At 47.4% G+C, this 18,584-nt stretch carries 16 protein-coding genes, 1 tRNA gene and 1 pseudogene; 13 read left to right on the forward strand and 5 right to left on the reverse strand.

Features of this window, described 5'->3' with window-relative positions:
- Nucleotides 1–10: 10 nt before the first annotated feature.
- Together HMPREF2661_RS09790 and HMPREF2661_RS09795 are read left to right on the forward strand one after the other, a co-directional pair.
- Nucleotides 11–1,636: an FtsK/SpoIIIE domain-containing protein gene (locus tag HMPREF2661_RS09790; RefSeq protein ID WP_049323430.1), complete on the forward strand. Its 1,626-nt coding sequence runs from the start codon at nt 11–13 to the stop codon at nt 1,634–1,636.
- A gap of 140 nt (nt 1,637–1,776) precedes the next feature.
- Nucleotides 1,777–1,853 (forward strand) — tRNA-Pro (locus HMPREF2661_RS09795).
- A gap of 403 nt (nt 1,854–2,256) precedes the next feature.
- Here the strand turns inward: HMPREF2661_RS09795 and HMPREF2661_RS09800 are convergent.
- Both HMPREF2661_RS09800 and yciA read right to left on the reverse strand, forming a co-directional pair.
- The gene (locus HMPREF2661_RS09800; RefSeq protein WP_049359800.1) at nt 2,257–3,048 is read right to left on the reverse strand and encodes a formate/nitrite transporter family protein; all 792 of its coding nucleotides are present in this window, start codon (nt 3,046–3,048) and stop codon (nt 2,257–2,259) included.
- A 241-nt stretch (nt 3,049–3,289) separates the two neighbouring features.
- Nucleotides 3,290–3,730, reverse strand: coding sequence for an acyl-CoA thioester hydrolase YciA (gene yciA, locus HMPREF2661_RS09805; protein ID WP_049359798.1), 441 nt, complete (start codon nt 3,728–3,730; stop codon nt 3,290–3,292).
- A gap of 125 nt (nt 3,731–3,855) precedes the next feature.
- On the opposite strand from yciA, the gene pip reads away from it, so the two are divergent.
- The 4 genes from pip to fghA all read left to right on the forward strand — a co-directional run bounded on the left by pip (nt 3,856) and on the right by fghA (nt 7,171).
- Nucleotides 3,856–4,785, forward strand: coding sequence for a prolyl aminopeptidase (gene pip, locus HMPREF2661_RS09810; protein ID WP_049359796.1), 930 nt, complete (start codon nt 3,856–3,858; stop codon nt 4,783–4,785).
- 121 nt (nt 4,786–4,906) lie between these two features.
- Entirely contained in the window at nt 4,907–5,098 is a 192-nt protein-coding gene (locus HMPREF2661_RS11325) for a hypothetical protein (RefSeq protein ID WP_084824332.1), read from the forward strand.
- Nucleotides 5,099–5,225: 127 nt separating this feature from the next.
- Nucleotides 5,226–6,335 carry an S-(hydroxymethyl)glutathione dehydrogenase/class III alcohol dehydrogenase gene (locus HMPREF2661_RS09815; protein ID WP_199900467.1) on the forward strand — a complete coding sequence of 370 codons (1,110 nt, stop codon included), beginning with the start codon at nt 5,226–5,228 and terminating at the stop codon, nt 6,333–6,335.
- 8 nt (nt 6,336–6,343) lie between these two features.
- Nucleotides 6,344–7,171, forward strand: a complete 828-nt coding sequence (fghA, locus tag HMPREF2661_RS09820) for an S-formylglutathione hydrolase (RefSeq protein WP_049323422.1) — start codon at nt 6,344–6,346, stop codon at nt 7,169–7,171.
- A 151-nt stretch (nt 7,172–7,322) separates the two neighbouring features.
- Here fghA and rtcR read toward each other — a convergent pair whose 3' ends face one another.
- Both rtcR and HMPREF2661_RS09830 read right to left on the reverse strand, forming a co-directional pair.
- A complete protein-coding gene (gene rtcR, locus HMPREF2661_RS09825; protein ID WP_070823565.1) occupies nt 7,323–8,951 on the reverse strand; it encodes an RNA repair transcriptional activator RtcR in 1,629 nt (542 codons plus the stop codon).
- Nucleotides 8,952–8,973: 22 nt separating this feature from the next.
- Nucleotides 8,974–9,729 (reverse strand): tRNA(His) guanylyltransferase Thg1 family protein, encoded by a 756-nt coding sequence (locus tag HMPREF2661_RS09830; RefSeq protein WP_070823567.1) that lies wholly within the window; start codon nt 9,727–9,729, stop codon nt 8,974–8,976.
- A 1,028-nt stretch (nt 9,730–10,757) separates the two neighbouring features.
- On the opposite strand from HMPREF2661_RS09830, the gene HMPREF2661_RS09835 reads away from it, so the two are divergent.
- The gene (locus HMPREF2661_RS09835) at nt 10,758–12,332 is read left to right on the forward strand and encodes a TROVE domain-containing protein (protein WP_070823570.1); all 1,575 of its coding nucleotides are present in this window, start codon (nt 10,758–10,760) and stop codon (nt 12,330–12,332) included.
- An 88-nt stretch (nt 12,333–12,420) separates the two neighbouring features.
- Nucleotides 12,421–13,899: an RNA ligase gene (locus HMPREF2661_RS09840; protein ID WP_070823572.1), complete on the forward strand. Its 1,479-nt coding sequence runs from the start codon at nt 12,421–12,423 to the stop codon at nt 13,897–13,899.
- 32 nt (nt 13,900–13,931) lie between these two features.
- On the opposite strand, the gene HMPREF2661_RS09845 is transcribed toward HMPREF2661_RS09840, so the two are convergent.
- Nucleotides 13,932–14,375: an RpiB/LacA/LacB family sugar-phosphate isomerase gene (locus tag HMPREF2661_RS09845; RefSeq protein WP_070823576.1), complete on the reverse strand. Its 444-nt coding sequence runs from the start codon at nt 14,373–14,375 to the stop codon at nt 13,932–13,934.
- An 85-nt stretch (nt 14,376–14,460) separates the two neighbouring features.
- On the opposite strand from HMPREF2661_RS09845, the gene HMPREF2661_RS09850 reads away from it, so the two are divergent.
- From HMPREF2661_RS09850 to HMPREF2661_RS11515, 5 genes and pseudogenes are all read left to right on the forward strand, one after another.
- Nucleotides 14,461–15,114, forward strand: coding sequence for a metallophosphoesterase (locus HMPREF2661_RS09850; RefSeq protein WP_070823579.1), 654 nt, complete (start codon nt 14,461–14,463; stop codon nt 15,112–15,114).
- Nucleotides 15,115–15,250: 136 nt separating this feature from the next.
- Nucleotides 15,251–15,715, forward strand: coding sequence for a dihydroneopterin triphosphate diphosphatase (nudB, locus tag HMPREF2661_RS09855; protein WP_070823581.1), 465 nt, complete (start codon nt 15,251–15,253; stop codon nt 15,713–15,715).
- An 84-nt stretch (nt 15,716–15,799) separates the two neighbouring features.
- The gene (locus tag HMPREF2661_RS09860; protein WP_003678634.1) at nt 15,800–16,333 is read left to right on the forward strand and encodes an inorganic diphosphatase; all 534 of its coding nucleotides are present in this window, start codon (nt 15,800–15,802) and stop codon (nt 16,331–16,333) included.
- A 169-nt stretch (nt 16,334–16,502) separates the two neighbouring features.
- On the forward strand, nt 16,503–18,260 hold the full coding sequence (cysI, locus tag HMPREF2661_RS09865; protein WP_070823583.1) for an assimilatory sulfite reductase (NADPH) hemoprotein subunit: 1,758 nt from the start codon (nt 16,503–16,505) through the stop codon (nt 18,258–18,260).
- Between the two features lie 217 nt (nt 18,261–18,477).
- Nucleotides 18,478–18,584 (forward strand): annotated as a pseudogene (locus tag HMPREF2661_RS11515) (IS5/IS1182 family transposase); the annotation flags it as partial.

Here is an 18,584-nt window from a genome sequence, read left to right on the forward strand (position 1 = left end):
GGAGGGGGAAATGTATCAATTAAATAATCAGGAACAATGGGATACTGATTTTTTCCATACGCTGATGAGTGAAAAGCGGATTATTTCAAGTAAGGAAGCCAAAGAAATCCGCCAGCGATTAAGTGATGCAGGCGCATTGCCAGTTCTTGATAATAATTTCGATTGGGCAATGTTATGTATTGGTTATTGCTTTGCCAAAAAGCTGACAGAAAATCCTGAAAAACTGATTCCCGCACCAAGCTCTTCAGGAGGGACGGAAATCCCGTCTTTCCAAACCTGTTTTCAAGATTACGCGAGGCTTTGGCTTGTATTACTCAGCGAAACTCTGTTTAAGTTGAATCCCGAAAAAAAAGTTACCAAAGATGATTTATATACTTTGATTCATACACTTTGGCATACGGGTGCGGTCGAATTAGAAAAACGGTGGCGTAAGAACAAAGAATGCCAGGAAACCGACTTAGAAGCACGGAAAGCATTTTTAAACGAATTGGTAGAACTTGCTGTGAAAAATGCCGGTATTGGAAATAGTTCAACATATTCATACGGCGTACAAGATAAAAATAATAATTTAAGCGGTATAGATTTGGAAGATGCTCCCTCTATTAACCAAGAAACAGGGGGAAAAATTGTTGCTGCTTTACAGAGTATTGGTAAAGGTGTAAAGAGTGTTGCATTTTTGGGTACAGGCGTTCGATATGACAGTTATCTTATCCAATTTGCAGACTATGTAGATTGGGATAAGTTGCACGACAAATTTTGTTCTGCAATGGGGATTAAGGCTGATAGTAGTGAGGTTCGTACGGAACAACATTCAGGCTTGCCACATGCTTGGCAGATTAAATTACTTCGTCCTGAACATACTTGGCAACAATTTGCCCAAAATGAATTTCAGTCGGCTTTATCCCAATATCAGAATTTAAACAAATCTTTTAAATTACCAGTATTGATTGGTGTGGATGAAACAGGCAACCCCGTATTTGCTGATCTTGCTGCTGCTGTACACAGTTTTGTCGCAGGGAAAACAGGCTCAGGCAAATCCGTGTTTGTACACAGTCTGTTACACAGCTTGCTAAAACTCAACCCTCCGGAACAGATACAAGTTGCCATCCTCGATCCTAAAAAGACGGAATATCAAGATTTTATGCAAACATATTCCAATATTTACGGTGGCAGCATCGTTACAGACAGTAATGAAATGGATAGTGTGTTGCGTGAATTGGTCGATGAGGTTGAAAGGCGTAACGATTTATTGCAAGCGCAGGGCAAAAAAAATATTGCAGAATTGCCGACAGGTCAAGTATCGCCGCGTTATGTTGTTGTTGTAGTTGACGAAGTTGCCAACCTATTGAGTAAAAATAAAGAAGTGGAGAATTTACTTTGCCAACTCGCAGAAAAAGCTCGTTCTGCAGGAATTTTTCTGTTGTTGTCTACTCAAACTCCAAATAGTGAGAGTTTCTCGCAGAGGTTACGTGCAAATATCCCAACCCGTATTTCTTTTAGTGTAGTTAATGCTAAAGCATCTGAAATAGTGCTAGGAGAAAGTGGATTGGGTGCTGAAAAATTAGCAGGAAGTGGCGATCATTTAGTTAAATGGAATGATGGTAAAGTGCAGTTTTTACACGGCTACAATGTTTAATTTGTACTGGCCGTCTGAACGATTTCAGACGGCTTTTTTTGCTTACAATAATTCAAATATTTTCAAACGAGTAAATTTCCCTTTCTAAAAAACACTTGTCAAAATCAGTATTTGAAACTAAAATTCATGGCTTATCGAGTCGGAGTGTGGCGCAGTCTGGTAGCGCACTTGCATGGGGTGCAAGGGGTCGAAGGTTCGAATCCTTTCACTCCGACCAAAAGATTTTAAGGACTTAACCTGTTTTTCCGGTTAAGTCCTTTTTGTTTTTACTCTTTAAGTTTCAATATAGATTGAGACCTTTGCAATAACATAGGTTACTAAAATTTTATGCTCAATCTCATTTTCAAAATACAAAACTTTTCTGATTTTTTCTAATTTTTGTTCAATATTAGGAAGGTTTTAGGCAATTGAAAATTTTTTGGCGCATTTTTATGCGTCAAATTTCGTTAACAGACTATTTTTGCAAAGGTCTCAGATTGCTCACTTCGGTATAGGCTATTAGGCTGAAAAAAATCTTGCAACCTTGTGGAGCAGTATGATGATTTTGTGTAGTAAAGGCCGTCTGAAAAATAACGAAAAACCTGCTTAAAAAAGCAGGTTTTGTTGTTTCTAAAGCAGGTCTATTCGGCACTATTTTTCAGCGTGTCTTTATAAGTATAAAGATACGATGCGCCGACAAAGGATGCGCCACCGACGACATTGCCCAGGAATACGGGAATCATGTTGAAGAAAAACTGCCCCCATGTGATGTTTGCGCCTGCCAAAATGCCGGCCGGGATAACGAACATATTGGCGACAAGGTGTTGGAAGCCGTTTAATACGAAAATCATAACGGGGAACCAAATGGCCAGCATTCGTCCGGTTGTGTTTTTAGCGGCAAAGTGCAGCCACGCGCCCATGCAGACCATCCAGTTACATGCGACTGCCGATACGAAAGCACGGCCGAAATCCATATGGACTTTTGCTTCCGCCACAGCAATGGTTTTTTCTGCCACGCTGCCTTCGGTCATGCCGACATAGTGTCCGAGAAAAAATGCCATCGCCAGCGTGCCTACCAAATTGCCCATGCAGACGATAACCCAGTTTCGCAGCAGCATTTTAGAGGAAATCCGTCCGGCCAACCTGCCTAAAGACATAATCATCATGTTGCTGGTTACCAGCTCGCCGCCGCCAAGCAGGATACAAATCAAGGCGATGGGGAATACGGCGGCGCCAAGTAAAGTCGCGACACCGCCCCATTCGTGCGGAATGCCGCTGACTACTTTTAAATAGGCAAGATAACCGAAGCCGATGTATCCGCCGGCCAAAATGCTCAAAATTGCCAGTGTGGGGATGCTGGATTGTGCTTTGGCGCAGCTTTTGTCGAGAACAACTTGTAAAATTTCCTGTGGGTATAAATCGCGCGAAGCCATGATGTTCCTTAAAGTGGGTTGAGGAGGAAACGTTGTTTTAAAGGTGGTACAAACTGTCGCGGTAGAGTAGTGTTATAGGGAGCCGGTGTACGGTCTTTGTCTTATCAATCAGCCTGAATTAAACCTAAAAAACAGATACTTCGCCTTGCTTTAGCTCAAAAGAAATATTATTACATTTTGTCTCCATATTAAAAAAAGGCCGTCTGAACATTGAAATTTCAGACGGCCTGGTTTTGGTTTCTTAAACTGACAAATGAGCCAGCTTTGCATTGCCTTCGCGTGGAATAGGGCGCGGATTGCCTTGTGCATCGATAGCGACGTAAGTGAATACGGCTTCGGTAACCAGTTGGCGGTCTTCCGTTACCATATCGTTCATCAAAGTCTTCACCCACACTTCGATTTTCAGTTGCAAAGAAGTATTGCCGACACGGACGCAATGACCATAGCAGCATACGACGTTGCCGACCTTTACCGGTCTGATGAAATTCATTTCTTGAACGGCTACGGTTACAATTCGTCCCTGTGCGATTTCTGCCGCCAAAATACCGCCGCCTAAATCCATTTGCGACATAATCCAGCCACCGAAGATGTCCTGATTAGGATTGGTATCGCGCGGCATGGCTACCGTACGCAATAAAAGTTGTCCTTCGGGTGCAGCATGGGTTTGTTTGTTGTCAGTCATAAAAAAATCCTGTCAAAAAGTGGCATTTTACGCCATTTGTGGCGCTAAACCTATGTAGGCCGTCTGAAAAATCAGCAGGTAAAGTGTTACAATTAAATATATTCATCAGACAAAGGAGAAAGCTCATGCATCCGATTCAAGAACCACGAAATAGCGGTCTTTTACGCGTATCCGACATTCACGAAATCTACTGGGAGGAATCAGGCAATCCTGATGGCCACCCCGTGATTTTCCTGCATGGCGGCCCCGGAGCAGGCGCATCACCGGCCTGCCGCGGCTTTTTCAATCCAGAACATTTCCGCATCGTCATCATCGACCAACGCGGCTGCGGACGTTCCAAACCGTATGCGTGTATCGAAGACAACACCACATGGGATTTGGTTGCCGATATTGAAAAAGTACGCGAAATGCTTGGCATTCAAAAATGGTTAGTCTTCGGCGGCTCATGGGGCAGCACCTTGTCGCTGACTTATGCCGAAACCCATCCCGATCGCGTCAGCGGCTTAGTTTTGCGCGGTATTTTCCTGTGCAGGCCGTCTGAAATGGCATGGCTGAACGAAGCAGGCGGCGTCAGCCAAATTTATCCGGCTCAATGGCAAAAATTCATTGCTCCCGTAGCCGAAAACAAACGCAAAACCCTAATCAAAGCCTACCATGAAATGCTGTTCAGCGAAGATGAAGCCACGCGCCTCAAAGCAGCCAAATCATGGGCAGATTGGGAAAGCTACCTTATTCAGTTTGAACCAAAAGACGTGGATGAAGACCCGCAAGCCTCCCTTGCCATCGCAAGAATGGAAAACCATTATTTCGTGAACGAAGGCTGGCTACAGGGTGATAAAGCCATCTTGGCAAACATCGACAAAATCCGCCATATCCCAACCATCATCGTCCAAGGCCGCTACGACCTGTGCACCCCGATGCAAAGCGCGTGGGAACTCTCGCAAGCCTTCCCTGAAACAGAATTGAGAATTGTCCAAGCAGGCCACTCTTCTTTTGATCCCTCGCTTTCTGAAGCATTAGTGAAAGCAGTAGAGGATATTAGAAGCAAGTTATAAAGGTTAATCAATAACAATGCCGTCTGAAAAAGTTTCAGACGGCATTTTTCTATTTACATATTAAATTTGATAACATATTATCATTGCATTTATATCAATTTGAATTTTTTAGAATTTCAATATGAAATCCCTCATTTACTACGCCCATTCAGCCCAAGACAAACTCGGCAATCTCTTGCCTTACAAACATTGGCAAACCTTGCAAAGCCATTTGGTCAATGTTGGGGAAATAGCGGCGCAGTTTGCTCGGGTATTTGGTGTACAGAAAATTGCCTGCCAGCCCTTCAGCCGATCATGCTACCGCCGGGGCTAAAATTGCAAAAATGCTTGCTTCAGGGTGGGTTCCAAAGTATAAACTGTGGTTATCTTTCTTAGGCTAGATAACTTTATTAATGAATTAAAAGGCAAAAATAATGGAAACGAAACAAACCAATTCAACCATCAAATCGCGTGCGGCGGTAGCATTCGCGCCAAATCAACCCTTACAAATTGTGGAAATCGATGTAGAAATGCCGCGTAAAGGCGAGGTGTTAATCCGCAATACTCACACGGGCGTATGCCATACTGATGCGTTTACGTTATCAGGAAGCGATCCTGAAGGCGTATTCCCTGCGGTGCTTGGACACGAAGGTGCGGGTGTGGTCGTTGCAGTGGGCGAAGGTGTGGTAAGTGTAAAACCGGGTGATCACGTCATTCCTCTTTACACCGCTGAATGTGGAGAATGTGAGTTTTGCCGTTCAGGTAAAACCAACTTATGCGTTGCGGTACGTGAGACGCAAGGTAAAGGCTTAATGCCGGACGGCACAACGCGTTTTTCTTATCAAGGTCAGCCGATCTATCACTATATGGGCTGTTCGACTTTCAGTGAATACTCTGTTGTTGCGGAAGTTTCATTGGCGAAAATCAACCCCGAAGCCAACCACGAACAAGTATGTTTGCTCGGCTGCGGCGTTACCACAGGTATTGGCGCGGTACATAATACGGCAAAAGTGCAAGAAGGCGACTCTGTGGCGGTGTTTGGCTTGGGGGCGATTGGTTTGGCTGTGGTGCAAGGTGCGCGTCAAGCCAAAGCGGGTCGCATTATCGCCATTGATACCAATCCCGCAAAATTCGAGTTGGCAAAACACTTCGGTGCAACTGACTGTTTAAACCCGAACGATTACGATAAACCGATCAAAGATGTGTTGTTAGACATCAATAAATGGGGTATTGACCACACCTTTGAATGTATCGGCAATGTAAACGTAATGCGTCAGGCATTAGAAAGTGCACACCGTGGTTGGGGACAATCCATTATCATCGGCGTAGCAGGTATAGGACAAGAAATTTCAACTCGTCCGTTCCAGTTGGTAACAGGTCGTGTTTGGAAAGGCTCGGCATTTGGTGGCGTGAAAGGCCGCTCTGAACTTCCGAAAATGGTCGAAGATTCAATGAAAGGCGATATCGAGTTAGAACCATTTGTAACCCACACACTGACACTCGATCAAATCAATGAAGCCTTTGATTTAATGCACGAAGGTAAATCGATCCGCGCTGTTATTCATTACTAAGGCCCGAGATGAAACTGATTGAACAACATCAAATTTTCGGCGGTTCGCAACAAGTTTGGGCACATCATGCCCAAACGCTGCAATGCGAAATGAAATTTGCAGTCTATTTGCCAAATAATCCGGAAAATCGACCGCTTGGCGTGATTTATTGGCTTTCCGGGTTAACTTGTACGGAACAAAATTTCATTACTAAATCAGGCTTTCAGCGTTACGCGGCAGAACATCAAGTGATTGTGGTTGCCCCCGATACCAGCCCTCGCGGAGAGCAAGTGCCGAACGATGCGGCTTACGATTTAGGGCAAGGTGCAGGCTTTTATTTGAATGCGACCGAGCAACCTTGGGCGATGAATTATCAAATGTATGATTATATTTTGAATGAGTTGCCCCGTCTGATTGAGGAAAAATTTCCTACCAACGGCAAACGTTCCATTATGGGGCATTCAATGGGCGGACATGGCGCATTGGTATTGGCACTACGAAATCGAGAACGTTATCAAAGTGTCTCTGCCTTTTCACCGATTTTGTCGCCAAGCCTTGTGCCTTGGGGAGAAAAAGCCTTTTCTGCCTATTTAGGGGAAGATCGTGAAAAATGGCAGCAATATGATGCCAGCTCACTCATCCAACAAGGCTATAAAGTGCAGGGTATGCGCATTGATCAGGGCTTGGAAGATGAGTTTTTGCCAACACAATTGCGTACCGAAGATTTTATCGAAACCTGCCGTGCGGCAAACCAACCGGTCGATGTGCGCTTCCATAAAGGCTACGATCATAGCTATTACTTCATCGCCAGTTTTATTGGTGAGCATATTGCCTATCATGCGGCATTTTTGAAGTAAACCAAAGAAGTGATTTGTGAATCGATCAAACGTTGGTATGAACGTTAATTTTTCATGTTAACGAAAATAAAAGGCATCGGATTGATGCCTTTTATTTTTTATAAATGATGAAAAATGATGCGATTAAAATGAGCTATCTTACCCACTCTATTTAAATATCCCCCCATTCCAATCCAAATCGCTGTAAATATTTCCTCAATCGGTCGCTGTCATTGACTTTTGCCCTTTCTGTTCGGGAGACGTTGAACAATGCACGGCCGGCAGCAGCCATGTTGGGATGTTTGCGGCATTCGTCGATGACGTGTTGCAGTTGCAGTTTGTCGAACAAATCCAATGTGTCCCAATTGATTTTATCGGGGTAGTCTTGTGCTTTTTCAGACGGCCTGTTATGTAAGAGGCCGTCTGAAAAGGGTTCTTCCGACCATAACCATTTTAGGCGTTCGATTTCGGCTTGGACTTGTTCTACCTGTATCCTGCCTTGTGGTGCGAGCGTGGCCAGGCGCATGATGCTGGCGGCAAGGTCGCGGAAGTTGCCGCGCCATGGTGCTTGGTTGGAGTGGGCGAAGTCGAGGTAGGCGGCCAGGGCTTCTTTGTTGAAGCGGGTGGTTCGGCCGAGTTCTTGCGAGGCTAGGGCAAGCTGGTGTTCGACGTTGGGTTCGATGTCTTCGCGACGGTTGGCGAGTGCGGGTAGTGGGTAATTCCAGATGTTGATGCGGGCGAACAGGTCTTCGCGGAAGCGTCCGGCGCGGATTTCATGACGTAGGTCGCGGTTGGTGCCGGCGATGAGTTGGAAGTCGCTTTTGACTTCGCTGTCGCTGCCGACGGGATAAAAGTGTTTTTCTTCAATGGCTTTGAGCAACATGGCTTGCTCGTCTAAGCCCAATTCACCGATTTCGTCCAAAAACAGCACGCCGCCGTCGGCGGTTTTCAAATAGCCTTCACGCTTTTCCGCCGCGCCGGTAAAGGCGCCTTTTTTGTGGCCGAACAGGGCAGATGCTGCGCCGTCGCCGCGAAGGGTGGCGCAGTTTACATCGACAAATGTGCCTTTAATCAGATGGCGTGCTTTTTTCAATTCAAAAATCCTACGCGCCAGCATCGATTTGCCCGCGCCGGTAGGGCCGGAGAGCAGAATCGGCGACGGAGAATGGAGCGCGACTTGTTCGATTTCGGCAATCATGCGGTTAAAGGCGGAGTTTTGGGTGGAAATACCGCTTTTCAGGTAGCGCACCGCGTCATCGCGCACGGCAGCGAGGCGTTCGGCCAGCACATCGTAACGAGCCAAGTCTAAATCGATGATTTCATAACTGCCGACATTGCCGTCCTCCATGCTGCGTCTTTGATTTTTGGGCGGAGCGGTTTGTAACAGTACGCCGGGGATTTGACGCGATTCCACCAATAAAAACAGACAGATTTGGGCAACGTGTGTACCTGTGGTGATGTGGGTGAGATAGGTTTCTTCTTCTGTATCAAATGGATAGCCCGCCGCCCAATCGTGCAGTTTGGTATAAACCTCGGAGAAATCCCATGGGTTTGCCAGCTCCATAGGTACGAGATTGACGACTGTGTGCGGCGATACCTGCTGAATATCGGCTTTTACATGATCCGCCAGCTCGCGGTATTTCTCCGCATAAAACAGCTCCATGCGGTCAAGATGAAAATCCTGACGCTGATTCATGGCGATATTCGGCCGCCATTTCAACCAACGCCCTTGACCGAAACCGCTATCCAATACTGTACCGAGAAAACTGACGGCGACTTGTTTTTTGGGGGCAGTATTCATTTTTAGATGACCTCTAAACAATTTAAACAATTCTTTCCAGGACAAATGCGCCGTAATCATCGCCCAACGGCAGCTCGAAATCTGTATGCAGGATTTGGCGTTTTACTTGTACGGTTTCGTCAGTTTTCGGATTAAAACCTTCTTTTAAGGCCGTCTGAAAATACACACCGAAGCCATGTTTCTGCCACGCAGGCAGTTCGTTGAAATTGATATTGTTTTCAAATAACAAATCGTGCTTTTGCACGCGTTTTAGGCCGCTGACGGCATCTGTAGCGCGGGACACGCTTTCTCCTTTCTTGCGCAGCATCCAATAGCAGTGGGCGTTGAGCGCGTTGCGGTATGAGTCTTCGTGCCGCCAACGGAAATAATCAACCACCAGTTTTTCGTTCGGTAAAATGCAAACTCTGGCATCAAAAGCGGAGGGCTGCCCGTGTGCCACAGAAAAGGCGGCGCTGGCCTCACCAGCCAATACCGAAATGATTTTGCGCGTTTTGCGTTTGAATGTATCGTCATCTCGACGCAGCAATAGTGAAATTTCATCGCTTTCCGAATAGCCGTACGCCACATTGAAGCCACATTTCATTAAATGACGGACGGTGTGTGCCATCAGATCGCGGAAACGAATGTCGAACGGGGCTTCAAACTGCCAAATTTCCTTGGTTAGTCGTGTAAAACCGCGCCCGTCTAAGCGTACAACAATAAAATTTTCCTGTGGTACGCAAAAATCATAAGCGGTTTCGTATTGTCGCAAGTGTTTGTCCAAATCATCGAATCTCATCATATATCCTTTTATATTTTATTTTCTATATAACTATCTATAAATATATTTTTTAGTATTCTACGCTTCTTGCTGATAAAAGCTACTTCAAAATATATTTTCTTTATATTCAATTAATTAAAAATTATTTTTATAAAAATTTTATTCTTGGCACGCTGTTGGCTTTATTGTGAGTGTAACGATACAGCAGATGCTTCGGGAAATACAGTTACCGGAGAAAAATTTTCCGTAAATTTAGTTGCTGTGTGGTTACAGGGCGAATGCCAACAAGACTACATTTGGATTAACAGGTTCGAATCCTGTCTCGTCTGATAGACGTTGAACGTCTTGTTTATTTAGTCGCCCACCCTTTTCCAATATGGCAGGCAAATGCCTAGGGAAACTACAACATGGATATCCTTGTGTCGCAGGTTCGAGTCCTGCCTCTGTTATCCAAAATAACAGAGTAGCTCAGCTGGTAGAGCGAAGGCATGTTTCCCTGAAAAACTTGTTGCGTGCCATATTACTTTATACGGCAGTAGGCTGATGCTTGAAGAGAGTACATTAACCTTTCATGTTAAAACCGTTTCTCTTCATGTTTATCTGCTACGCTGCCCACATTCGAGGCCGTCTGAAATATTCGGACGGGCTGATATAAAAACCGTTTTTGGTGCATTCGGCAAATGTCGGAGGAATTACAGCCTGTAAAGCTCGAGGTCGCGGGTTCGAATCCCGTCTCTGCCGCCAACTATGGCAGAGTAGCTCAGAGGATAGAGCGCGTAAAAATTTCTCCACTCTTTGTTGCCCAATGTACCACCCCTTATGGGTGAATGCCATTAGGATTACATTCCTTTTCTGCTAAAACCTGAATGATCCTAGTAAATCTAGTCGCCCTACGGCAGTAGGCGGATGCCTGGAAGAGAATACATTAGCTTTCAGTTAAAAACGCTTCTCTTCATCTTTAGCCGCCACACTGCCACCCATTCAAGGCCGTCTGAAAAACAAAGCTAAAACAGTTCGGACGCCTCAAACCAACAATATGAAAGAAAATGAAAATGGCTAATACTACCTTGTTTCAATCGATTAAAAACCGTTTTACTAAAACCGATACCCATAATGAAGCCGGCGGCATCGCCTACACGCTGACGCCCAAACAACAGCTCGCCCAGCTTGCCGCCACCGGCTGCCTGAACAGCACTTACTACGCCGATGCGCAAGACCAGCTTGAGCAAGTATTGGAATTGGCGGAACAACTGGATGCCGAGTTTATCGCCAAAACCGCCGTGTATGCCCGTCAAAAAGGTTTTATGAAAGACATGCCCGCGCTGTTGCTTGCCGTGTTGGCGCAGAAAGATGTGAACATGCTTGCCCGCGTATTCGACCAAGTAGCGGACAACGGTAAAATGTTGCGCAACTTCGCGCAAATCATCCGCAGCGGCGCAGTCGGCAGAAAGTCTTTCGGCAACCGTCCGAAAAAACTGATGCAGACCTGGCTTTTGACCGCTACCGAAAAACAACTGTTGAACGCCGCTATCGGCAATGCTCCGTCGCTGGCGGATGTGGTCAAAATGGTGCATCCCAAACCGCGTGAAGCATGGCGTGCCGCCTGGTTTGCGTGGCTTATCGGCAAACCGTACGACCGCGAAGCATTGCCGCCCATTACCCGCGCCTTTGAAGACTACAAGCAAAGCCGCCAAGGCGCATTGCCCGACGTTCCCTTCCAAATGCTCACTGCCTTGGAATTGAACAGCGGCGACTGGGCGCAAATCGCCCGCAACGGCTCATGGCAGCAGGTTCGCCAAAACCTGAACACTTTCCTGCGCCATGATGTGTTTGCGAAAAGCAAAAACATCAAAATGGTGGCAGAAAAACTGCGCGACCAAACCGCCATCCGCCGCGCCCGCGTTCTGCCTTACCAATTGCTGACCGCATATCAGGCGACATCCGAACAGATGCCGTCTGAAATCCGCGAAGCGCTGCAAGACGCGATGGAAACCGCCGTACAAAACGTACCGGCAATCCGAGGCAAAGTCGTGGTTTGCCCGGACGTATCCGGCTCCATGCACAGCTCGGCTACCGGCTATCGCGGCAGCGCAACCAGCAAAACCCGCTGCATCGACATCGCCGCACTCGTGTCCGCCGCCATGTTGCGCACCAACCCGAAAGCCCGCGTAATACCGTTTGAACGAATCACGGTAAACGTGCAGCTCAACCCGCGCGACAGCGTCATGACCAACGCCGAAAAACTCGCCAATATCGGCGGCGGCGGAACGGCATGCAGTGCACCGCTCGCCATGCTGAACCGCGAAAAAGCCGATGTGGATTTGGTCGTCATCGTGTCCGACAACGAAAGCTGGGCAGACCGCGGACAACGATGGGGCGGCAAGACCGGCCTGATGAAAGAATGGGACATCCTGAAACAACGCTGCCCTGAAGCCAAACTCGTCTGCTTGGACATCCAGCCCTACACCACCGCGCAAGCGCAAAACCGCCACGACATCTTGAACATTGGGGGCTTCTCCGATCAAGTGTTCACGCTGATCGGCTCGTTCGCCGAGCAAGGTATGGGCGCGGATTTCTGGGTGGAAGAGATTGAGAAAACGCCGTTGGCAGCTGTGAACTGAAGCTAAGGCCGTCTGAAAAAAGGGTAGAAATATTTTTCAGACGGCCTATTTATTCAGGCTAAGCTGAGAAAAAGAATAAGGAAACAAAATGCAAAAATTCATCTTAATCCGCGGTCATCAAGGTTCGGGAAAATCGACTTTCGCCGAACAAAAAGCCGCCGAATTTAAAGCGCAGTATCCGGATGCGGAAGTGGTCCGTATTGAAAACGATTTGTTCATTACCGATGAATATGGTGAATATCGTTGGTCGGGCGAAGCGGTGGATAAGGCGCAAAAACGCGGCAATGCTTTGATGACTGAAACTTTGAGACTTGGACGTCAAAATCCGAATCGAAATATTTTGATCATTAATTCCAATACCAACCAAAAAGCTTCGCGTTGCCGTCATTTATTGGATCAGGCGGAGAAAAGTGGTTTTGAAACGGAAATCTACCGTATGCACAATTTCTATCCCAACCTGCACGGCGTGAAAGAGCATGACGTGTTGGCGGCGTATATCAAGCTGAACCAAAACCGCATGGCAAACGAAATCCACATCGATGCCGTGCAACCGGCAAATGCGGAGCAGTTAGAAAAAATTGAACAGATGCAGGCTATCGAGCATAAGCCGCTGGTGTTTGATGAGGCGCAGCAAACCTTCGTTACCGAAAATTATCTGCAACACGGCAGCCATAACTTTACCGCCAAAGCATCCAAGCGCTATCCTGAATTGCGCGTGTTGAAATACGCTCGCAGCGTGTTCTATAACAACCGCTTTGATGATGCTTTGCTGGAAATGCGCGGTTTGATTATCGACGTGCATAATCGAATCATCGTGCGCCCGTTTAAAAAAGTGTTCAATTATTCGGAGCGTATTGCCAAAGGCAGCCGCTATCCGATCCGAATCAGCGACGAGAGATTGGTGGATGCAGTGGTGAAAGTAAACGGCTTCCTCGGCTGCTGCACTTTCGTCTCGCTTTCAGATGGCCATCCGTCTAAAGGCGCTTCGTTTAACGGCAAAGTGCTGTATTCGACCACCGGTTCGCTTGATAGCGCGTTTGCAGACATGACGGCCGCACACTGCGCGCAATACGAAACCCTGTTCCGCACTTATCCGAACCACACTTTTTTGTTTGAAATCACAGACGCGAAAGACGTGCACATCATCCGCGAAGCATTGGGCGAAACCTTAATCGGCTGCATCGATGTGGCGACAGGCCGTCAGTTTACTGAAGCGGAATTGGACGAAATCGGCAAACAATACGGCATCCGCCGTCCAGAAATGCTGAAAAATATCACGTTCGGCGAGCTGAAAGGCCGTCTGAAAAACGTGGAACACGAAGGCTTTATGGTATTTGATGCGCAAAATGGCGAAATGCTGTTCAAACTCAAATCGCCGTATTACCTGATTTCCAAGTTTTTAGGAAGAAGCAACGAAGGCAATATCGGCCGCAAGCTGGACAAACGCCATGTTGATGAAGAATTTTATCCTTTGATCGACTATATCCACGATCATCAGGAAGCGTTCAACGCCATGCCGGAATTGGATAAGATCGCGTTTATTCAAGCGTTTTTGAGACAGTTGTAAGGCCGTCTGAAAATAGAGGGAGCAATGCGTATTTATTTTTCGCGCTCATACGCTTCGATTTCGCCGACTTTAGGCGCATAGCCGCTGCTTGTGTCATGGCGCAAATCCAACCAGATATCGACCAATGCCCAAGCGGCAGGTGCAGCAATGACGTTTTGCCCCATACATAAAACTTGCGCGTTATAGTTTTCCACCGAGCCGCGGACGGTGAGCAAATCGTGCGCCGTCGCCGCCCGTATGCCGCGCACCTTATTGGCGGCGATTGCCGTCCCCACGCCGGTACCACAAATCAACAGCGCACGGTCAGCGCGTCCTGCCGCGACTTCTTCGGCCGCGGCAAACGAGAGTTGCGGATAGCTTCCTTCGGGGGAGGATAAATCGACCAAGCTGCTGACGCGCGGGTCGTTTTGCAGATGCGCTTTGAGCGCGTCCTTCAATATTGCGCCGTTGGCCGGCGCGGCAATAACCAAACGCATACGAACTCCTTGAAGCACATAAAAACATTACTCAGCATACGCCCGCGCGTGATACGATTCAAGACTGCAACGCAGAAAGCACGGTATGAGCAAAATCTACTTCACATCAGACCTACATTTCTCACATAAAAACATCGCCAAATTCTGCCCGCAATTTCGACCGTTCGATAACGTGGAGCAGATGGATGAATTTTTAATCCAAACGTGGAACGAAACCGTTACGCCTGAAGATACGGTGTACAACTTGGGCGATTTTTCCTTTGCCCACGACCATAAGCAGATAGAGCGCGTTTTGTCGCGTTTAAACGGGCAACATCACTTGATTTACGGCAATCATGATCATGTGATTCGGCAGCATGCCGATTTTTTCCGCAGCCAAACCAAGCATGACGGCCATCCGCTGCTGTCGTCCATACGGCCGTATATGAAACTCAAATTGCCGGAAATTAAGAATACGCTGGTTCTTTTTCACTATCCGATTCAGGAATGGGACGGCTGCTATCAAGGCTGGTATCACTTGTACGGGCATTTGCATGACAGGATGGCGGAAATCAAAGGGCGTGCTTTAAATGTCGGATTTGATTTGCACGGTCGCTTTTTGACGGCAGAAGACATCGATAAGTTTTTGTGCGAGTTGCCTAAAATTTCGTATTTTGGCGAAGCAGGATTGAAGGCCAACTCGCCGGAAGAAGCGGCAGAGCTGGTGTCTTGGAAACTGGCGCAGTTAAATCAGGTATAATTTCAGACGGCCTTTGCGGATTTCCGGCAAAGGCCGTCTGAATATCAATTCCCATTTTTGAGTGAGACATGGAAAACCTTTCGGCTTACTTACTACAAAAAATCAGCCTCCCCAATCAATCCGGCAAGGATAAGCCATGAGCGGCAAGCCTTTGAAGTATCCCGTTTCCGCTTTGGTCGTTTTGCATGATGAAGACGGCAATATCCTGCTGATTGAACGCACGGCGCCGCAAGGTTTTTGGCAGTCGGTTACCGGCAGCTTGGAAGAAGGCGAGCGTATCGAAGAAACCGCATGGCGCGAAGTGTGGGAAGAAACCGGTATTCGCCTTGCAAACGGACAGCTGGAAAACTGGCACGACAGCACCGTTTATGAAATCTATCATCATTGGCGCCATCGCTATCCCAAAGGCGTTTTTGAAAACCGTGAACACATCTTCTCCGCCCAAATTCCGCGTGATACGCCCATTGTCCTGCAACCGGACGAACACGTTGCCTACGGTTGGTTTGGAGCGGAAGAAGCGGCGGAAAAAGTATTTTCGCCTTCCAATAAACGCGCAATTTTAGAATTGGTCAAAAGGCTGAATGCCAAAAAGGCCGTCTGAATACGACAGTTTCACATTTTCAGACGGCCTTGGGTTTGTTATACTTTCGCCGTTTGACTCTCTTTAAAAACAAAGGAAACCATCATGGCAGACTTCAACAAAATCCTGACCCCGGGCGACGTGGACGGCGGCATTATCAACGTTGTCAACGAAATCCCTGCGGGCAGCAACCACAAAATCGAGTGGAACCGCAAACTGGCCGCGTTCCAACTCGACCGCGTTGAACCGGCAATTTTCGCCAAACCGACCAACTACGGCTTCATTCCGCAAACTTTGGACGAAGACGGCGACGAATTGGACGTATTGCTGGTTACCGAGCAGCCTTTGGCAACCGGTATTTTCCTGGAAGCACGCGTTATCGGCGTGATGAAATTCGTTGACGACGGCGAAGTGGACGACAAAATCGTCTGCGTTCCAGCCGACGACCGCAACAACGGCAATGCCTACAAAACTTTGGCCGATTTGCCGCAACAACTGATCAAACAAATCGAGTTCCACTTCAACCACTACAAAGACCTGAAAAAAGCAGGTACCACTAAAGTTGAATCTTGGGGCGATGTAGAAGAAGCGAAACAAGTCATCAAAGAATCTATCGAACGTTGGAACAAACAAGCCTAATCGGTTTGTCCCGTCCAATATCAAGGCCGTCTGAAAGCAAAGTTCAGACGGCCTTTTTATGTTTCAAACCAATATAACAAAATCGTCTTTAAAACAAACAAACCATTCTTTCTCATTTTCAGACGGCCTCATTAAAGTAACGCCTATATCAAAAATAAGGAGTGCTTCAATGACTGCTACCACAACCGACCCACGAGCCAAGCTGCCTGAGACGCCTTTGTCCGGCAACGAGGCCTTGAAAGAGCGCAGCGATTATCTGCACGGCACGATTAAGGAAGAGTTGAAAGACGACTTTACCGGCGGCTTTACCGCCGACAACTTTCAGCTTATCCGCTTTCACGGCATGTACGAACAGGATAACCGAGATATCCGTGCCGAGCGTACCGAACAAAAGCTCGAACCCTTAAAAAACATGATGTTGCGTTGCCGTTTGCCCGGCGGCATCATTACGCCGAAACAGTGGCTGGGTATCGACAAATTTGCCGGTGAAAATACAATTTACGGCTCCATCCGCCTGACCAACCGCCAAACCTTCCAATACCACGGCATTCTGAAAACCGATTTAAAACAGGCACATCAGGCATTGCACAAACTTGGTTTGGATTCCATTGCCACAGCCAGCGATGTCAACCGTAATGTGTTGTGCACCAGCAATCCGGTGCAAAGCACTTTGCACCAAGAAGCCTATGAATGGGCGGCGCGCATCAGTATGCACCTTCTGCCGCGCACGATGGCATATGCCGATGTGTGGCTGGACGGCGAAAAAGTGTTCACGACCGAGCCGACTGAGCCGCGCAATAAAGAAATTGCCGATGAGGTCGAGCCGATTTTGGGTAAAACCTATTTGCCGCGCAAATTCAAAACTGCCGTCGTGATTCCGCCCGATAACGATGTGGACATTCATTCCAACGACTTGGGTTTTGTGGCGATTGAAGAAAACGGCAAGTTGGTGGGCTTCAATGTGTTGGTCGGCGGCGGTTTATCCAGCGAACACGGTAATACCAAAACCTATCCGAACACTTCTTACGAATTTGGTTTCGTACCGCTCGAATACACCCTTAACGCCGCCGAAGCTGTTGTCAGCACCCAGCGCGACTGGGGCAACCGCAGCGACCGCAAAGCAGCGCGTACACGCTATACGCTGCAACGCGTCGGCGTAGATGTGTTCAAAGAAGAAGTCGAAAGACGCATGGGCATTAAGTTTGAACCCATCCGTCCTTACGAATTCACCCATCGCGGCGACCATATCGGCTGGGTACAAGGGCATGAAGGCAACTGGCATTTGACTTTGTTTATTGAAAACGGCCGCCTGCTCGATTATCCCGGCAGACCTTTGAAAACCGGCGTACGTGAAATTGCCAAAATCCATCCCGGCGACTTCCGTCTGACGGCCAACCAAAATCTGGTGGTTGCCAATGTACCGCCCGAATTGAAAGACACGATTGATAAAATCGCCAAAGATCATGGCCTTATCAGCAAATCGATTACCATCCAGCGTGAAAACTCCATGGCTTGCGTTGCCTTGCCAACTTGCCCGTTGGCAATGGCGGAGGCCGAACGCTTCCTACCGACATTCTCCGATAAAATTGATGACATGTTCGCCAAATACGGCTTGGAAGACGAATACATCGTTTTGCGCGTAACCGGTTGCCCCAACGGTTGCGGCCGCGCCATGCTGGCGGAAATCGGCTTGGTCGGCAAAGCCGTCGGCCGCTACAACCTTTACGCAGGCGGCAACCGCGAAGGCACCCGCATCCCGCGCCTGTTTAAAGAAAATATTACCGAACCTGAAATCCTTGAAATTGTCGAAGGCTGGGTAGCCGATTGGGCGCAAAACCGATTCGATGATGAAGGCTTCGGCGATTTTGCCGTCCGTACCGGTATCGTCAAACCCGTATTGGACGCACCGCGAGACTTCTGGGCATAACGTATACAGACAGACCTGACAAGTTTGTCATCAGAAAACAGAGAAAAAAGTAGAGGCTATGCTCTGTGAAGTAGGAAAAACTCATGAATGTTCAGGATATATTAGTACTGGCATTAGTTCGGGAAGTAGTTGTGTAACATATTGATATTGTATTGAGACCTTTGCAAAATTCCCCAAAATCCCCTAAATTCCTACTAAGACATTTAGGGGATTTTCCATGAGTACCTTCTTCCAGCAAACCGCCCAAGCCATGATCGCCAAACACATCGACCGCTTCCCACTATTGAAGCTGGATCAGGTGATTGATTGGCAACCGATCGAACA

This window comes from Neisseria sp. HMSC061B04 (genome assembly GCF_001836705.1).
Taxonomy (GTDB): domain Bacteria; phylum Pseudomonadota; class Gammaproteobacteria; order Burkholderiales; family Neisseriaceae; genus Neisseria.

Bases quoted from the DNA above. Each gene is read 5' to 3' on its own strand.
- fghA (WP_049323422.1), top strand. From the start codon at position 6,344: ATGAAACTGATTGAACAACATCAAATTTTCGGCGGTTCGCAACAAGTT.
- HMPREF2661_RS09860 (WP_003678634.1), top strand. From the start codon at position 15,800: ATGGCAGACTTCAACAAAATCCTGACCCCGGGCGACGTGGACGGCGGC.
- HMPREF2661_RS09835 (WP_070823570.1), top strand. From the start codon at position 10,758: ATGAAAATGGCTAATACTACCTTGTTTCAATCGATTAAAAACCGTTTT.
- HMPREF2661_RS11325 (WP_084824332.1), top strand. From the start codon at position 4,907: ATGAAATCCCTCATTTACTACGCCCATTCAGCCCAAGACAAACTCGGC.
- HMPREF2661_RS09790 (WP_049323430.1), top strand. From the start codon at position 11: ATGTATCAATTAAATAATCAGGAACAATGGGATACTGATTTTTTCCAT.
- HMPREF2661_RS09840 (WP_070823572.1), top strand. From the start codon at position 12,421: ATGCAAAAATTCATCTTAATCCGCGGTCATCAAGGTTCGGGAAAATCG.
- HMPREF2661_RS09800 (WP_049359800.1), bottom strand. From the start codon at position 3,048: ATGGCTTCGCGCGATTTATACCCACAGGAAATTTTACAAGTTGTTCTC.
- pip (WP_049359796.1), top strand. From the start codon at position 3,856: ATGCATCCGATTCAAGAACCACGAAATAGCGGTCTTTTACGCGTATCC.
- cysI (WP_070823583.1), top strand. From the start codon at position 16,503: ATGACTGCTACCACAACCGACCCACGAGCCAAGCTGCCTGAGACGCCT.
- HMPREF2661_RS09845 (WP_070823576.1), bottom strand. From the start codon at position 14,375: ATGCGTTTGGTTATTGCCGCGCCGGCCAACGGCGCAATATTGAAGGAC.
- nudB (WP_070823581.1), top strand. From the start codon at position 15,251: ATGAGCGGCAAGCCTTTGAAGTATCCCGTTTCCGCTTTGGTCGTTTTG.
- rtcR (WP_070823565.1), bottom strand. From the start codon at position 8,951: ATGAATACTGCCCCCAAAAAACAAGTCGCCGTCAGTTTTCTCGGTACA.
- yciA (WP_049359798.1), bottom strand. From the start codon at position 3,730: ATGACTGACAACAAACAAACCCATGCTGCACCCGAAGGACAACTTTTA.
- HMPREF2661_RS09830 (WP_070823567.1), bottom strand. From the start codon at position 9,729: ATGAGATTCGATGATTTGGACAAACACTTGCGACAATACGAAACCGCT.
- HMPREF2661_RS09850 (WP_070823579.1), top strand. From the start codon at position 14,461: ATGAGCAAAATCTACTTCACATCAGACCTACATTTCTCACATAAAAAC.